We start from the raw sequence: 14,778 nt of genomic DNA, 5'->3' as shown, positions 1-14,778 counted from the left end.
GCCTGCGCCTGTTGGGTTCGGTGGGTGAGCCGATCAACCCGGAAGCCTGGGACTGGTACTACAAGAATGTCGGCAATTCCCGCTGCCCGATCGTCGACACCTGGTGGCAGACCGAGACCGGCGGCAACATGATGAGCCCGCTGCCGGGTGCTCACGCGCTCAAGCCAGGCTCTGCGGCGCGTCCGTTCTTCGGCGTGGTGCCGGCACTGGTGGACAACCTGGGCAACATCGTCGAAGGCGAGGCCGAGGGCAACCTGGTGATTCTCGATTCGTGGCCAGGCCAGGCGCGTACGCTGTTTGGCGATCATGACCGCTTCGTCGACACTTACTTCAAGACCTTCCGTGGCATGTACTTCACCGGTGACGGTGCCCGTCGCGATGCCGATGGTTACTACTGGATCACCGGTCGCGTGGACGACGTGCTCAACGTGTCCGGCCACCGCATGGGCACCGCCGAGATCGAAAGCGCAATGGTCGCTCACCCGAAAGTCGCCGAAGCCGCGGTGGTCGGTGTGCCGCACGACATCAAGGGGCAGGGCATTTATGTCTACGTCACTATCAACAGCGGTGAAGAGCCGAACGAGCAACTGCGCCTGGAACTGAAAAACTGGGTGCGCAAAGAGATCGGTCCGATCGCTTCGCCGGATGTCATTCAGTGGGCACCGGGGCTGCCGAAGACTCGCTCGGGCAAGATCATGCGGCGGATTCTGCGCAAGATTGCGACGGCCGAATACGATGGGTTGGGGGATATTTCCACCCTGGCCGATCCAGGTGTGGTGCAGTATCTGATCGACACCCACAAAACCATGAACGCTTCATAAACTACAAAAAAACCATGTCGAGGATGAAGCTTCGCCCGGTCATTTACCGGGAGGAGCTTCTTTGTCCTGTGGATTCAACCGATCGATGCAACACACTAGATTCTGTGTAGACAGGAGGAGTGTTGCAGACGAAGCAGCGACCTCGGATCTATTGCACCGAAAACCAGAAAAAACTGATATGGGATCGCTGGCAGAAAGGCGATACAGGGAGTGGGCTTCTATCCCTTTAAAACCAGAGACATGTCCGGGTATTTAGCGCACATGAAATCGACGAATGCGCGAACCTTCGGAGCAGCAAGGCGCCTGGAGGTGTGCAAGACCCAGAGCTCGGGTTCTACACCCGATACCGTGCCCCACTGGACCAACTCGCCACGGGCAAGCTGGTTCCATGCGATGGACTGTGGGATGAGGGCGGCACCACCTCCGGCGATAGCCGCGTCGCGAACCATCAGTAACGAAGAGAACCGCAGCTTTGGGATCGGCTCCAGGACCAAATGCCCTCCATCGAGACTCCAGTGGGTGGGCTGGAAACTCGAAGTTACTATGCTGGGCACTGGTCTGATTGCGCCGGGCATTGGCTTAAGCACTTCTGGCGCAGCCACTACCACCAGCCGGTCCTTGGCGAAGCAGCGGCCGACCAAACTGCTGTCGGGACTCGGGTTGATCCGAATGGCGACGTCGAATTGTTCCTCCACGAGGTCGACCAGGCGATCCTCCGCCACGACTTCAATCACAACCTCTGGGTAGGCCGCACAGAATTCGGCGCCAATGCGGCCCATCGCAAGCTGGGAGAACAGGACAGGGGAGGCGACACGCAAGCGTCCGCGGGGTGTCGATACGCCCTCACGGGCCGCCGTCATGGCTTCGGCCACCTCGCCCAATGGACCTTCTGTTCGAGCCATCAGCATTTCGCCAGCTTCGGTGAGCTTCAGGCCGCGAGCGCTGCGCTCGATCAGCCTCACGCCCAGTTGTTCCTCAAGGTCGGAGATTCGGCGCGATAAGGTTGCTTTGGATATGCCGCTCGCACGGCTCGCCTTCCCGAGCCCCTCATTCGTTGCGACGAGCGTGAAATCGATCAGAGCGTTAAGGTTCATGGTGTTCCATTTTTGAAACGAAGTGTCTGCATTTTGGTGTCTCTGCTTTATCTGTGCAACAGCATATCTTCTCGTCATCGGAACTCGATACGAGGAACTGCAATGAGCACCATGCAACGCGCGGTACTGATCCGGGCATACGGCGGCGCTGACGCCGCGCAAGTGGCCGAGATCGAAAAACCAGAACCTGGACAAAACCAGGTTCTGGTTCGAGTTCGTGCCGCCGGCGTGAACGGCATCGATTGGAAGGTCCGCGAAGGCCATGTGCGAAATGCCTTCCCGCTTCCATTGCCAATAGTACTGGGCGCCGAAATGGCGGGTGTTGTCGAGGCTGTCGGGCCCGGTGCCTCTCGCTTTCGTGTTGGCGATCGCGTCATGGGCGCGGTGGGAGGGCTGGGCGCGTACGCCGAATTCGTGAGCGTCAGTGAAGCGAGCCTCTCCCTTACGCCTGAAAACCTTGATGACGTCCATGCTGCCGCTGTACCCGTCGCAGCCGTGGCGGCCTGGAAGAGCCTCCATCATGCGGGTCCGATTCATCCAGGCCAGCGAATCCTTATTCACGGCGCTGCAGGAGGACTGGGCGCCTATGCCGTGCAGTACGCCAAGCGGGCCGCCGCCGAGGTCTTCGCCACTGCGGGCACGGCTGACCTGGATTATGTGCGCAGCCTCGGCGCGGATCATGTCATCGACTATCAATCCCAACGTTTCGAGGATGTCGTCCAGGACATTGACCTGGTGCTCGACTACGTCGGGGGTGAGGTACTGGATCGCTCGTGGCAGGTGTTGGCGGAAAACGGCGTCATTGTCGGCACGTCATCACCCGACATTCTGGCGCGCACGCCGGCGAATCGCCGAGGCCTCTGGTTCATGAACAAGCCCGACCCCGAGTTGCTGGAGACGCTGGCCCAGGAAATCGCCAGCGGCACGCTGCAGTCCAGGATCGGCAAGGTCGTTGGTTTCGCCGACATCCCTGATGCCATCGAACGCAATCGCAGCGTTTCACGGACTGGCAAGGTCGTTGCGGACTTCTCTCGCTAATCCACCCTAAGTATCCACTGTAGGAAATTCAAAAATGAGCATTCTCGTTATTGGTGCCACGGGCACCATTGGTTCACTCATCACTCAGGGCCTTGCCAGCGCGGGCGCCGAGGTCAAAGCTCTAGTGCGCCAATCGGGTAAGTGCGACTTCCCGGCTGGCGTCACTGAAGTTGTTGCAGACCTCACCGATGTACCGTCGCTGCGCGTCGCGCTGTCGTCGGTGCGGACGCTGTTCCTGCTCAACGCCGTTACGCCCGATGAGGTGACGCAAGCCCTCATCACGCTGAACCTTGCTCGCGAGGCTGGCATCGAGCGCCTCGTTTACCTGTCTGTGATTCATGCCGACAAGTTCACCAATGTGCCGCACTTCACCGGCAAGCATACGGTTGAACGGATGATCGAAAGCTTCAACATCCCCGCAACTATCCTGCGTCCGGCTTACTTCATGCAAAACGACCGTATGGTCCAACAGTCGATTCAGAATTACTCGGTGTACCCGATGCCAATCGGCTCGGCGGGCGTCTCGATGATAGATGCGCGCGACATCGCCGATGTTGCCGTTGCAGAGTTGCTGCGACGCGACAAAGCGTCTTCTGCTCTGGATCGTGTAACCCTGGAGTTGGTTGGACCGCAAGCGCTTACCGGTGCTTCCGTGGCGAAGATCTGGAGTTCCGCCCTGGGTCGCGACATTGCCTACGGCGGTGACGATGTGGCGGCCTTCGAAGGACAGCTGGCTTCATACGGTTCCACCTGGTTGGCTTATGACATGCGCCTGATGATGACGGGTATCCAGACGTTCGGCATGCAAGCAACTGAAGGAACCGTAGAACAGCTTCAGACCATCATCGGGCACCCGCTGCGCACCTATGAAGACTTCGTCCGCGAGGCCATTGCAGAGGTTTAAACAGCCAGGGCGGTGAGGGCGGGTTTATTTCTTGGCTGGTGCGCCGCCCCCATGAAAATCTGTCCTCGTTCGCCATACCACTACTCCCTCAATGGACGAACGGCGCCAGACATTGCCGGCAGGAACATAGGGTCGACCTGCGCTTTACATGTCTTGCTGGGTCGTAATCCTTCATCAGCCAGACTTCAAGGCACGCTATGACGCTCTTCGGGAGCGAGGCAAGAGCGCGAAAGTCGCGCTCTTGCCTGCATGCGAGTCTTACTGATTAGGCTGAATGCCATGTTGCGGGACGGCACCGAATGGCGGTGACGAGTGGTATGGTGAAGGCAGTTGCTCCCACAGGGTTCGCGGCTATCCGCAGAATCCGCGAGCAACCAACACAACTGTAGGAGCGAGCCTGCTCGCGATGGCGGCCTGATAGGCAATAAAAGAATTGAATTGCTCCCACAGTTTTTCCTGTGCAGGGCTCAGCGAAAAAACTCCCCCGGTGTTTCGCCGAACTGCTGGCGGAACGCAGCGATAAACGCCGACGTCGAGTCGTAGCCACAGGCCAGCGCGACGTCGGTCACTCGCTCGCCCTGTTCCAGTGGCGTCAGGGCGCCGAGCAGGCGCAAGCGCTGGCGCCAGGCGCGAAACGTCAGGCCAGTGTCGCGCAGGAACAGGCGACTGAGGGTTTTCTCTGTGACGCCGAATTTGTCGCTCCAGTGGCTGAGGGTGGTCTGTTGCTCCGGGTGCGACTCCAGGCTTTGGGCGATTTGCCGCAATCGGCTGTCCTGGGGCAGGGGCAGCATCAAATTGATCTGCGGCGCCTCAGCCAATTGATCCAGAATCACCTGGGCCAACCGGCCGTGCGGACCGTTCTGATCGTATTCCACCGGAATCTGACTAAAGGCGCGGATCAACTCACGCAACAAATCACTGACCCCCAGCACATGACAGCCCGGCGGCGCCCACGTCGAGACGCTGCAATCGATGTACAGGCTGCGCATTTCCGTGCGCGGCGAGCTGAACACCCGGTGCGGCATGCCCGCCGGAATCCACACCGCACGCTCCGGCGGGGCGACGAAGCGCCCGACGCCGGTCTGTATTTCGAGCACGCCCTGAATCGCATAGGAAAGCTGCACCCACGGATGGCTGTGGCGCCGGGTCAGGGCGCGATTGGGCAGCGATTCGGTGCGACCGTAGAGCGGTCGTGGCAGGCTGGACAGTCCGGGAATACTGCGTCGAACACTCTTGTCATGTTCTTTAGGCGGCATCAGCTGGCTCATCGGCGTTAGTCGGTAATTATCAGGCACGTTAGAGTCGCTTTCACGTACTGGCAACCCCCGGATGATCAACCCCATGACTCGCCCCCGTCTGTTACCCGACAACTTCACCCTGACCCTGATCGGCGTGGTGACGCTCGCCAGCCTGCTGCCCGCCAGCGGTCAGGTCGCGGTCGGTTTTGGCTGGCTGACCAACATCGCCATCGCGCTGCTGTTTTTCCTGCATGGCGCCAAACTGTCCCGCGAGTCGATCATTGCCGGTGCCGGACACTGGCGCCTGCATTTGCTGGTGTTCAGCCTGACCTTCGTGCTGTTCCCGCTGCTCGGCCTGGCGCTCAAGCCGCTGCTGTCGCCGCTGATCGGCAATGACCTGTACATGGGCATGCTCTACCTGTGCGCGTTGCCTGCCACGGTGCAGTCGGCGATTGCCTTTACTTCGCTGGCACGGGGCAACATCCCGGCGGCAATTTGCAGCGCGGCGGCGTCCAGCCTGTTCGGGATTTTCCTCACGCCGTTGCTGGTGACCCTGCTGCTCAATGTGCACGGCGAAGGCGCCTCGACCCTCGACGCCATCCTCAAGATCAGCGTGCAGTTACTGCTGCCGTTCATTGCCGGGCAAATCGCGCGGCGCTGGATCGGCAATTGGGTAGCGCGCAACAAGAGCTGGTTGAAGTTCGTCGATCAGGGTTCGATTTTGCTGGTGGTCTACGGCGCGTTCAGCGAGGCGGTGATCGAGGGGCTCTGGCAGCAGATTCCGTTGCTGGATCTGGTCGGGCTGGTGGTGGTCTGTTGCATCGTTTTGGCGCTGGTGTTGCTGGCGTCGACGGTGCTCGGCAAAGCCTTCGGCTTCAACCAGGAAGACCGCATCACCATTCTCTTCTGTGGCTCGAAGAAAAGCCTGGCGACCGGCGTGCCGATGGCGCAGGTGTTGTTTGCCGGTAGCACCATTGGCTTGCTGATCTTGCCGCTGATGCTGTTCCACCAGATTCAATTGATGGTCTGTGCAGTGCTGGCGCAGCGTTATGCCAATCGGCCGGAATCGATTCCGGAACTGATGGCCCAGGTTGATCCCTGATTTGCCAGCCGTGGCGGCTCGCGTGAGCCGCCACGGTTTTACCGGTCAGCGCTTGTCAGCGACCAATGGCGGGGTACGCGGCGGGATCATGCGTTTTTTCCCGGTCGACTCGAATGCCGACGCCAGGTGCAGCAGCGACGAGTCGTCATAGGCGCGCCCGGCAAACGTCAGGCCGACCGGCATGCCGATGTCCGGCATCACGCCCATCGGCACGGTCACCGTCGGCACGCCAAGGTGACGGATGGCGAGGTTGCCGTTGGCGACCCATACGCCGTTGCTCCAGGCGATATCTGCCGATTGCGGATCGACATCGGCATTCGCCGGGCCCACGTCGGCAACCGTCGGGAACAGCACTGCGTCGAGACCCAGGCGATCCATCCAGTCTTCCAGATCGATCTTGCGGGTTTTCTCCAGCCCGCGCAGGCCGTCCGGCATCGTGCTGATCTGGTCCCACGGCGTGATGCCACGCTCGGCCATGCGCACGTATTCGTCCATGCCGGCAACCAGGTCGCCTTCGCGGTTGGGCAGGGTGCCCGGGTCGTGAGGGAAGATCTGCGGGCCGTCGACATCGACGAGGCGATTCAGTTTGGGATCGCCGTTCGCTTGCAGGAAATCATCGAACGCCCAGGCGGTCAGGTCCCACAGTTCGTGGTGCAGGAATTCCTTGGAAACGATGCCGCGATTGAACACGGTCGGCGCGCCAGGACGATCACCTTCGCAATTGGAGACCAGCGGGAAATCCACTTCGAGCACTTCGGCGCCCGCGGCTTCGAGGGCCTTGCGTGCCTGTTCCCAGAGCCCGATCACCGAAGGACGGGTGTTGATGCGTTGGCCGGTCGGCCCACCGATGCCCGGCGCTTCGGATGTGCCGGCTTCAGGGTCGGCGTTGATGTACATGCGTGGAATGCCGAACTTCTTGCCTTTGAGCGCCTCGCTGTTGGCGGCCAGCGCCGCGTAGGATTTGGGGCGCACCAGGGACGAGCTCGGGATCGGCACCCAGGGTTGCAGGCGCCACAGGTCGCCACGGGTGTCCGGGTCATCGGCCACGACCACGTCGAGCACTTCGAGCAGGTCGGCCATGGTCCGGGCAAACGGCACGACCACGTCCATGGTCGGGGTCAACGGCCAGTTGCCGCGTACCGAGATCACCCCGCGCGAAGGCGTGTAGGCGCACAAGCCATTGTTCGAGGCCGGGCCGCGACCGCTCGACCAGGTTTCTTCCGCCAGGCCGAAGGCCGCGAAACTCGCGGCAGTGGCCGTACCCGCGCCGTTCGACGAACCAGAGGCGAAAGGAGCGGTGAGGTAATCAGCGTTGTACGGGCTTTCGGCGCGGCCGTAGACGCCGCGCTGCATCCCGCCGTTGGCCATCGGCGGCATGTTGGTCTTGCCCAGGCAGATCGCCCCGGCGGCGCGCAGGCGCTCGATGGTGAACGCATCGCGATAGGCGACCAGGTCCTTGAAGGCCGGGCTGCCGGAAGCGGCGGTGAGGCCCTTGACCAGATAGCTGTCCTTGGCGGTGTAAGGGATACCGTCCAGCGCTCCCAGCGTCTGGCCCTTGGCGCGACGGGCGTCGGACGCCTGCGCTTCGGCGAGCGCCTCGGGGTTGCGCACCACGACCGCATTCAGCGCCGTTGGCGTTTCGGGGCCGTCATAGGCGTCGATCCGCGCGAGATAAGCCTGGACCAGTTCAACCGAGGTGGTCTGGCCGGATTCGAGCGCGGCGCGCAGCTCGGCAATGGAAACTTCGGTAACTTCGATCATGCTGCCACCGCCGCTTGCAGGTGGAGGGTCCCAAACACTTCACTTTTCTCGAAATGGACTTTCATATCGTTATTCTCGTTGCACTGTGTGGCACGACAGGGTTGGGTGTTAAAAATACTGAGCACTATTTAGCATTAAACCGGGATTTTAGGAATCCGTTGTCCAATTTATCTTACAGGCGACAGAAAAAAGGCCACCACAACCCGACGTTGTGGTGGCCCGAGGGTGACTCATTATAGTGGCCCGCGCGCGCAGGCCAATGGATCAGTGAGCGCCGGCGGCCTTGTTCAGGTCGCTTTCGGCCCATTCGGTGTACACACAGGCATCGGCGGTGGCCCAGCGCACTCGCACCGGGTCACCGGCCTTGAGCGGCATGCCGGCGGCGGACAGCGCCTTGACCGTCATCGAGGTGCCGCCAGCGGTGACCACGCTGCAGGTCTGGCTTTCGCCGAGAAACAGCACTTCCACGACCTTGGCCGAGACTTCGTTCCAGCCGGCGGCCAGCGGTTCGGCAAGGGCTTGTTCATTGCTCAGGGCCAGGGCTTTTTCCGGACGCACCATCAGCAGCACGTCCTGATCGGTGTGCAGGCCGGCCGTGAGTCGGATCGACAGCGCCTGGCCTTCGAAGGTCGCCACCGCATTACCCTGGGCCTTGAGCTTGAGGAAGTTCGAGTTGCCGAGGAACGAGGCGACAAAGGCGTTCGGCGGATTCTGGTACAGGTCATAGCCGCTGCCCAGGCCGACGATTTTGCCGTGGCTGAAAATCGCGATGCGCTGGGACAAACGCATGGCTTCTTCCTGATCGTGGGTCACGTAGACGATGGTGATGCCCAGGCGCCGATGCAGTTGGCGCAGTTCATCCTGCAAGTCTTCACGCAGTTTCTTGTCCAGTGCACCGAGGGGTTCGTCCATCAACAGGATGCGTGGCTCATAAACCAGCGCCCGTGCAATGGCGACTCGTTGCTGCTGGCCACCGGAGAGTTGCGAAGGGCGGCGATGGGCAAATTGCTCAAGCTGCACCAGCTTGAGCATCGCATCGACCCGGCGTTCGCGTTCGGCGGCGGCCAGTTTGCGAATGGCCAACGGGAAGGCGATGTTGTCGCGTACCGACAGGTGCGGGAACAGTGAGTAGCGCTGGAACACCATGCCGATGTCGCGTTTGTGCGGCGGCACGTTGACCAGCGACTGGCCGTTGACCAGGATCTCGCCGCTGCTCGGGGTTTCGAAGCCGGCGAGCATCGACAGCGTAGTGCTTTTGCCCGAGCCGCTGGAGCCAAGGAAGGTGAGGAATTCACCGTCCTTGATGTCCAGCGAGATGTTGTCCACGGCGGCGAAGTCGCCGTAGTGCTTGTTCAGGTTACGCAGGCTGACCAGGGGCTTGTCATTTTGCTGCGCGGAATCTTTGATCACTGCACTCATGTCGTACTCCTGGGCGCTCAGGCGCTGATTTCGTTGCGCCGGCGCAGAGCGGCGGCGATCACCATGACCAATACCGAGAGGCCGATCAGCAGCGTCGAAGCGACGGCGATCACGGGCGTCAGGTCCTGGCGCAGGGTGGTCCACATTTTCACGGGAAGGGTTTGCAGGGTCGGGCTGGCCATCATCACGCTCAGCACCACTTCATCCCACGAGACGAGGAAGGCGAAGAGGGCGCCGGCCACCATGCCCGGACGGATCGCCGGGAAGGTCACCTTGAACACCGCTTGCAGGCGCGAGGCGCCGCAGATCACCGCTGCATCCTCGATCGACTGGTCGAACAGCTTCAGCGAGTTGATGATCGAGATGATGGTGAACGGCAACGCGACGATGACGTGGCTGACCACAAACGCGAACATGGTCCCGGTGTAGCCGAGTTTCAGGAACAGCGCGTACACCGCCACGGCGATAATCACCAGCGGCACGATCATCGGCAGGGTGAACAGGCCATAGAGCATTTCCCGGCCGGGGAAGCGGCCACGCACCAGGGCGAAAGCGGTCGGCAGGCCCAGCGCGACGGCGAAGAACGTGGTCAGCACCGCGACTTTCAGGCTGGCCATGGCGGCGTTCATCCAGTCGGCGTTGGAGAAGAACTGGCCGTACCATTTCAGCGTCCAGCCCGGCGGCGGGAACACCAGCCATTGCGACGATCCGAACGACAGCAGCACGATGAACACGATCGGCAACAGCAGGAACAGACCGATCAGCCCGGTGGTGGCATACAGGCCGAAGCGCATGCGCCGGCTCATGGCATTGGGGGTCAGGAGCATGACGGCTTACCTCGCGTTGCTGGCGCCAACCGGGGATTCCGGCTGAAGCTTCAGGTAGAAGTAGAACAGCACCAGCGTGATCACGATCAGCAACGCGGCGCCGGCGCTGGCCAGGCCCCAGTTGAGGAACGACTGCACCTGCTGAATGATGAACTCGGGCAGCATCATGTTCTGTGCACCGCCCAGCAGCGCCGGGGTCACGTAGTAACCGAGGGACATCACGAACACCATCAAACCACCGGAGAACAGCCCCGGCCGGCACAGCGGCAGGAACACCCGGAAGAAGTTGGTCCAGGGGCTGGCGCCGCAGATCGAACCGGCCTGCAGGATCATCGGGTCGATGGCCTGCATGGTCGCCTGCAACGGCAGCACGATGAACGGGATCATGATGTAACTCATGCCGATCACCACGCCGGTGAGGTTGTGCACCATCTCCAGCGGTTGATCGATGATGCCCATGGCCATCAACGCCTTGTTGATCACCCCGGAGGCTTGCAGCAACACCAGCCAGGAGTAGGTGCGGGCGAGCAGGCTGGTCCACATCGACAGCAGCACGATGTTGAGGATCCAGCGGCCCCAGCCGCGCGGCACCAGGGTGATTGCCCAGGCCAGCGGGAAGCCCAGCAACAGGCTGAACAGCGTCACCAGTCCCGCCACCGAGAAGGTGTTCAACAACACCCGTGCGTAGGCGGAGTTGGCGAACAGTTGCTCGTAGTTGCCCAGACCCGGCACCGGTTCCAGCACGCCGCGCAGCAGCAGGCCAATCAGCGGCGCGAGAAAGAACAGGCCGAGAAACAGCAGGGCGGGGATCAGGTTGCTCGATCCGCGCCAGCGCTGGGCCAGGCTTGGCGATTGCGTCATTGCAGCCGCCTTGCCGGCAGCGCCAGGGGCGCTCCCGACTGACGTGGAGGGACGGGATGCGGTTGCCGTCATTTTCATTTGACCAGCCATTCGTTCCACCGTGTCGCGATGGCCGGACCGTTCTTGGCCCAGTACGCGAAATCAAGAGTGATCTGATCCTTTACGTAGGCGGTCGGCAGATTCGGGGCCAGCACCGAGTCCAGGCGCTGCACGCTGTCGACGTTGACCGGGGCGTAGGCGGTCAGGTTGGAGAAGTCGGCCTGGCCCTTGGCACTGCTGGCGTTGGCCAGGAACTTCATCGCCGCGTCCTTGTTTTTCGAACCCTTGGGAATGACCAGGATGTCGGCCATGACCAGGTTCTGTTTCCAGCTTACGCCGACTGGGGCGCCGTCTTCTTGCAGGGCATGAATCCGGCCGTTCCAGAACTGGCCCATGCTTGCCTCACCGGAGGCCAGCAGCTGCTGCGACTGCGCGCCGCCGCCCCACCAGACGATGTCTTTCTTGATGGTGTCGAGTTTTTTGAAGGCGCGGTCCAGGTCCAGCGGGTAGAGCTTGTCCGCCGCTACACCGTCGGCCAGCAGCGCCAGTTCCAGCACGCCAGGGCTTGGCCATTTGTACAGGGCGCGTTTGCCGGGGTAGGTCTTGGTGTCGAACAGCGCGGACCAGTCTTGAGGCTTGTTGGCGCCGAGCTTGCCTTCGTTGTAGCCGAGGACGAAGGAGAAGAAGAACGAGCCGACGCCGTAATCGCTGACGAAGCGCGGGTCGATCTTGTCGCGTTCAATCACTTTGAAATCGAGGGGCTCGAGCAAGCCTTCAGCGGCGGCGCGCAGGGCGAAGTCGGCTTCGACGTCGACCACGTCCCACTGCACGTTGCCGCTCTCGACCATGGCCTTGAGCTTGCCGTAGTCGGTCGGGCCATCCTGCACCACGGTGATGCCGCTGGCCTTGCTGAACGGGTCGGCCCAGGCCTGCTTCTGTGCATCCTGGGTGCTGCCGCCCCAGCTCACGAAGTTGACGCTTTCAGCCGCCAGCAATGCCTGGCTGGTCACGCTCAGCAGTCCCGCAAAAAGAACTGCGGTCGCACGTTTGTTCAACACCATTTTCACGCCCTCATTGTTGTGTTTATGAGCGGGGCTTTGGAGTGCCCGCCTATCGGGAGCAGTAAGTCCGTCGAGTCAGTGCTGACTGTTCGGTCTATGGAATATCATATTATGGTATTCCAAGCTTTGTGCAAGCACTTTGCCGTACCGGCTATCAGCCGAAAGTGGATTTTCAGTGGTTCCGAAGGTTGCCCGGTTACGCAATCCCCTGTGGGAGCGAGCTTGCTCGCGATGAGGGCGTGTCAGTCGATACCAGTGTTGACTGTCATACCGCTATCGCGAGCAAGCTCGCTCCCACAGGGAAATGTGCTACGCCAAGAGTCACCCGGTGAATGGAATACTCTCCACCACCTCCAGGTCATACCCGGTCAAGCCTGCATATTTCAGAGGCGGACCCAGATGACGCAGCTTGCCGACACCCAGGTTTTGCAGGATCTGCGCTCCAGTGCCCACCTCCGAATAAATCCGCGACTGCGAGCGGTTGAACTGCCGGGGCGGCTGGGTCAGTTGCGGCACGCGTTCGAGCAGCGCCTGCGAGGATTCGTGATTGGCCAGCACCACCACCACGCCGTGGCCTTCGGCGGCGACGCGCTGCAAGGCGGCCCACAACGTCCAGTTGGTCGGCCCGCTGTATTCGGCGCCGACCAGATCGCGCAACGGATCGATCACATGCACGCGCACCAGCGTCGGCTCATCGCGACGCAGATCGCCCATGACCATGGCCATGTGGACACCGCCTTCGATGTGATCCTCAAAGGTGATCAGACGAAAGGTGCCGTGCACGGTCGGCAGGTCACGTTCACCGATGCGCACGATGGTGTGTTCGGTGCTCAGGCGATAGTGGATCAGGTCGGCGATGGTGCCGATCTTGATCCCGTGCTTGCGCGCGAACACTTCCAGGTCGGGGCGGCGGGCCATGGTGCCGTCGTCGTTCATCACTTCGACGATCACCGAGGCGGGCGTATGGCCGGCCAGGCGGGCCAGGTCGCAGCCGGCTTCGGTATGGCCGGCACGAGTCAGCACGCCGCCTTCCCGGGCGCGCAACGGGAAGATATGGCCGGGTTGCACGATGTCGGCAGGGCCGGCATGGGCGGCGACAGCAGCGGCCACGGTGCAGGCCCGATCCGCAGCGGAGATACCGGTGGTCACGCCGACGGCGGCCTCGATGGACACGGTGAAGGCGGTGCTGAACACGCTGCCGTTGCTCGGCACCATCTGCTCCAGGCCCAGGCGTTTGCAGTGCTCGTCGGTCAGGGTCAGGCAGATCAGGCCGCGGGCTTCCCGGGCCATGAAGCTGATCGCCTCGGGTGTGCAGCAATCGGCGGCCAGCAACAGGTCGCCTTCGTTTTCCCGGTCTTCATCGTCCACCAGCAGAACCATTTTGCCGAGGCGGTAATCTTCGATGATTTCTTCGATGCTGTTGAAGGCCATGCTGGAGTCTCAGTGTTTGTTGGATTGGTAATGTGGTATACCATAATACAAAATAAACCGAGAGGTCACTATGAAGGCGTACTGGATTGCTCACGTGGATGTCACCGACCCCGATCAATACAGCCAATACACTCAGCGGGCGCCGCAGGCGTTTGCCCTGTATGGCGGACGGATTCTGGCTCGCGGTGGGCGTAGCGAGGCGATGGAAGGCCGGCCTACGCCGCAACGCAGCGTGGTGATCGAGTTCGATTCCTATGAGCAGGCGGTGGCTTGTTATCACTCGGCGTTGTATCAGGAGGCTAGGGGGTATCGTGAAGGGGTGGCTTCGGCTGAGGTGATTATTGTCGAGGGCGTGGCGCCGCTCTGAATGGCGACTGAGTACATATCCGTTGCTGCGGTAACGGCGGCTGGCGGTTTCGCCCTTACGGCGAGTCCCTTTTTTTACAAGCGCCTAAAAAAAGTAACCAAAAAAACGCTCGCCCCGAACGTACGGCCCCTCGCTAAGGCTCGGCGTTCCTTCGCTCCGGCATTCATCCGGGGGCATTGCCCTCCGGTCGGCTTCGCTTCGACCTACATGCAATGAGTTCGACTGCGTCGAACGGCGCTGCGCGCCAATCCCCGGATAAACACCTCCGCTCAGCCTGCCGAGGGGGCGGGTGGATCAAGATCAAAAGCTGCAGGCGAGCTAACGCTCGGCCTGATGAGTGGTGAGAAGCGACGCGGTGGTGTGGGCTGCTGTGCTTTTGCTGTTTTGTGGGAGCGAGCTTGCTCGCGATGGCGGCCTGACAGCCGACCAATTTCTTTCGAATGTACCCAGCCCAACTGTAGGAGCGAGCTTGCTCGCGATGACGGCCTTTCAGCCGACCAGGTACTCACAGACGAACGACCCCAGCAAACAGGCCGGCCGGTAGGCCGCCTCGGACGCTTTTGCGGTGTACGCCCCCTCGTGAGGCCGAGTGGAGGTTCTGCGCAGTGGGCAACCCGGTATGGATGGCGGCGGGCCCACGGAGCAGGACCGGAGCGAGGGGATGCCGAGCCACGGCGAGGCACCGAATGTCAGGGGCAAGAGCCCTTGGTTACTTGGGGCCGGGCGGCGTTCCGCTTTTCCAAGTGACCCGCCGTAAGGGCGGAACCCTAAGTGGCCGTTACGGCAGCAACGGATAGGTACACCCTCAAAAATCC

The 14,778-nt window shown here is 61.6% G+C and carries 13 protein-coding genes and 1 pseudogene; 6 read left to right on the top strand and 8 right to left on the bottom strand.

What is annotated here, in order from left to right; genetic code table 11:
* On the top strand, positions 1-821 hold an 821-nt coding region (locus AC1DXW_RS22570; protein WP_477760465.1), incomplete at its 5' end, for an AMP-binding enzyme.
* Between the two features lie 218 nt (positions 822-1,039).
* Here AC1DXW_RS22570 and AC1DXW_RS22565 read toward each other — a convergent pair.
* Positions 1,040-1,915 (bottom strand): LysR family transcriptional regulator, encoded by an 876-nt coding sequence (locus tag AC1DXW_RS22565; protein WP_477752791.1) that lies wholly within the window; start codon positions 1,913-1,915, stop codon positions 1,040-1,042.
* Positions 1,916-2,017: 102 nt separating this feature from the next.
* Here AC1DXW_RS22565 and AC1DXW_RS22560 point away from each other — a divergent pair, with 102 nt between their 5' ends.
* The 3 genes and pseudogenes from AC1DXW_RS22560 to AC1DXW_RS22550 all read left to right on the top strand — a co-directional run.
* The gene (locus tag AC1DXW_RS22560) at positions 2,018-2,953 is read left to right on the top strand and encodes an NADP-dependent oxidoreductase (RefSeq protein WP_477752790.1); all 936 of its coding nucleotides are present in this window, start codon (positions 2,018-2,020) and stop codon (positions 2,951-2,953) included.
* 34 nt (positions 2,954-2,987) lie between these two features.
* Positions 2,988-3,857: an NmrA/HSCARG family protein gene (locus AC1DXW_RS22555; RefSeq protein WP_477752789.1), complete on the top strand. Its 870-nt coding sequence runs from the start codon at positions 2,988-2,990 to the stop codon at positions 3,855-3,857.
* Between the two features lie 133 nt (positions 3,858-3,990).
* Positions 3,991-4,166 (top strand): annotated as a pseudogene (locus AC1DXW_RS22550) (IS110 family transposase); the annotation flags it as partial.
* Between the two features lie 158 nt (positions 4,167-4,324).
* Here AC1DXW_RS22550 and AC1DXW_RS22545 read toward each other — a convergent pair.
* Positions 4,325-5,113, bottom strand: a complete 789-nt coding sequence (locus AC1DXW_RS22545; protein ID WP_477752788.1) for an AraC family transcriptional regulator — start codon at positions 5,111-5,113, stop codon at positions 4,325-4,327.
* Between the two features lie 85 nt (positions 5,114-5,198).
* Here AC1DXW_RS22545 and AC1DXW_RS22540 point away from each other — a divergent pair, with 85 nt between their 5' ends.
* Positions 5,199-6,197 carry a bile acid:sodium symporter family protein gene (locus AC1DXW_RS22540; RefSeq protein WP_477752787.1) on the top strand — a complete coding sequence of 333 codons (999 nt, stop codon included), beginning with the start codon at positions 5,199-5,201 and terminating at the stop codon, positions 6,195-6,197.
* Between the two features lie 45 nt (positions 6,198-6,242).
* On the opposite strand, the gene AC1DXW_RS22535 is transcribed toward AC1DXW_RS22540, so the two are convergent.
* The 6 genes from AC1DXW_RS22535 to ribBA all read right to left on the bottom strand — a co-directional run bounded on the left by AC1DXW_RS22535 (position 6,243) and on the right by ribBA (position 13,596).
* Positions 6,243-7,958, bottom strand: a complete 1,716-nt coding sequence (locus AC1DXW_RS22535) for an amidase (RefSeq protein WP_477752786.1) — start codon at positions 7,956-7,958, stop codon at positions 6,243-6,245.
* Positions 7,959-8,222: 264 nt separating this feature from the next.
* Positions 8,223-9,377, bottom strand: coding sequence for an ABC transporter ATP-binding protein (locus tag AC1DXW_RS22530; RefSeq protein WP_477752785.1), 1,155 nt, complete (start codon positions 9,375-9,377; stop codon positions 8,223-8,225).
* Positions 9,378-9,394: 17 nt separating this feature from the next.
* The gene (locus AC1DXW_RS22525) at positions 9,395-10,204 is read right to left on the bottom strand and encodes an ABC transporter permease (protein WP_007976227.1); all 810 of its coding nucleotides are present in this window, start codon (positions 10,202-10,204) and stop codon (positions 9,395-9,397) included.
* Between the two features lie 6 nt (positions 10,205-10,210).
* Positions 10,211-11,143, bottom strand: coding sequence for an ABC transporter permease (locus AC1DXW_RS22520; protein ID WP_223463131.1), 933 nt, complete (start codon positions 11,141-11,143; stop codon positions 10,211-10,213).
* Positions 11,140-12,165 carry an ABC transporter substrate-binding protein gene (locus AC1DXW_RS22515; RefSeq protein ID WP_477752784.1) on the bottom strand — a complete coding sequence of 342 codons (1,026 nt, stop codon included), beginning with the start codon at positions 12,163-12,165 and terminating at the stop codon, positions 11,140-11,142. The genes AC1DXW_RS22520 and AC1DXW_RS22515 overlap by 4 nt, the downstream gene beginning before the upstream one ends.
* Before the next feature lie 321 nt (positions 12,166-12,486).
* Positions 12,487-13,596 (bottom strand): bifunctional 3,4-dihydroxy-2-butanone-4-phosphate synthase/GTP cyclohydrolase II, encoded by a 1,110-nt coding sequence (gene ribBA / locus AC1DXW_RS22510; protein ID WP_477752783.1) that lies wholly within the window; start codon positions 13,594-13,596, stop codon positions 12,487-12,489.
* Positions 13,597-13,666: 70 nt separating this feature from the next.
* On the opposite strand from ribBA, the gene AC1DXW_RS22505 reads away from it, so the two are divergent.
* Positions 13,667-13,963: a DUF1330 domain-containing protein gene (locus AC1DXW_RS22505; RefSeq protein WP_477752782.1), complete on the top strand. Its 297-nt coding sequence runs from the start codon at positions 13,667-13,669 to the stop codon at positions 13,961-13,963.
* The last annotated feature ends 815 nt before the right edge of the window (positions 13,964-14,778 follow it).

The sequence above is a fragment of the Pseudomonas sp. P4_C4 genome, from assembly GCF_056402055.1.
This window is presented reverse-complemented; position numbering and strand designations above follow the sequence as displayed.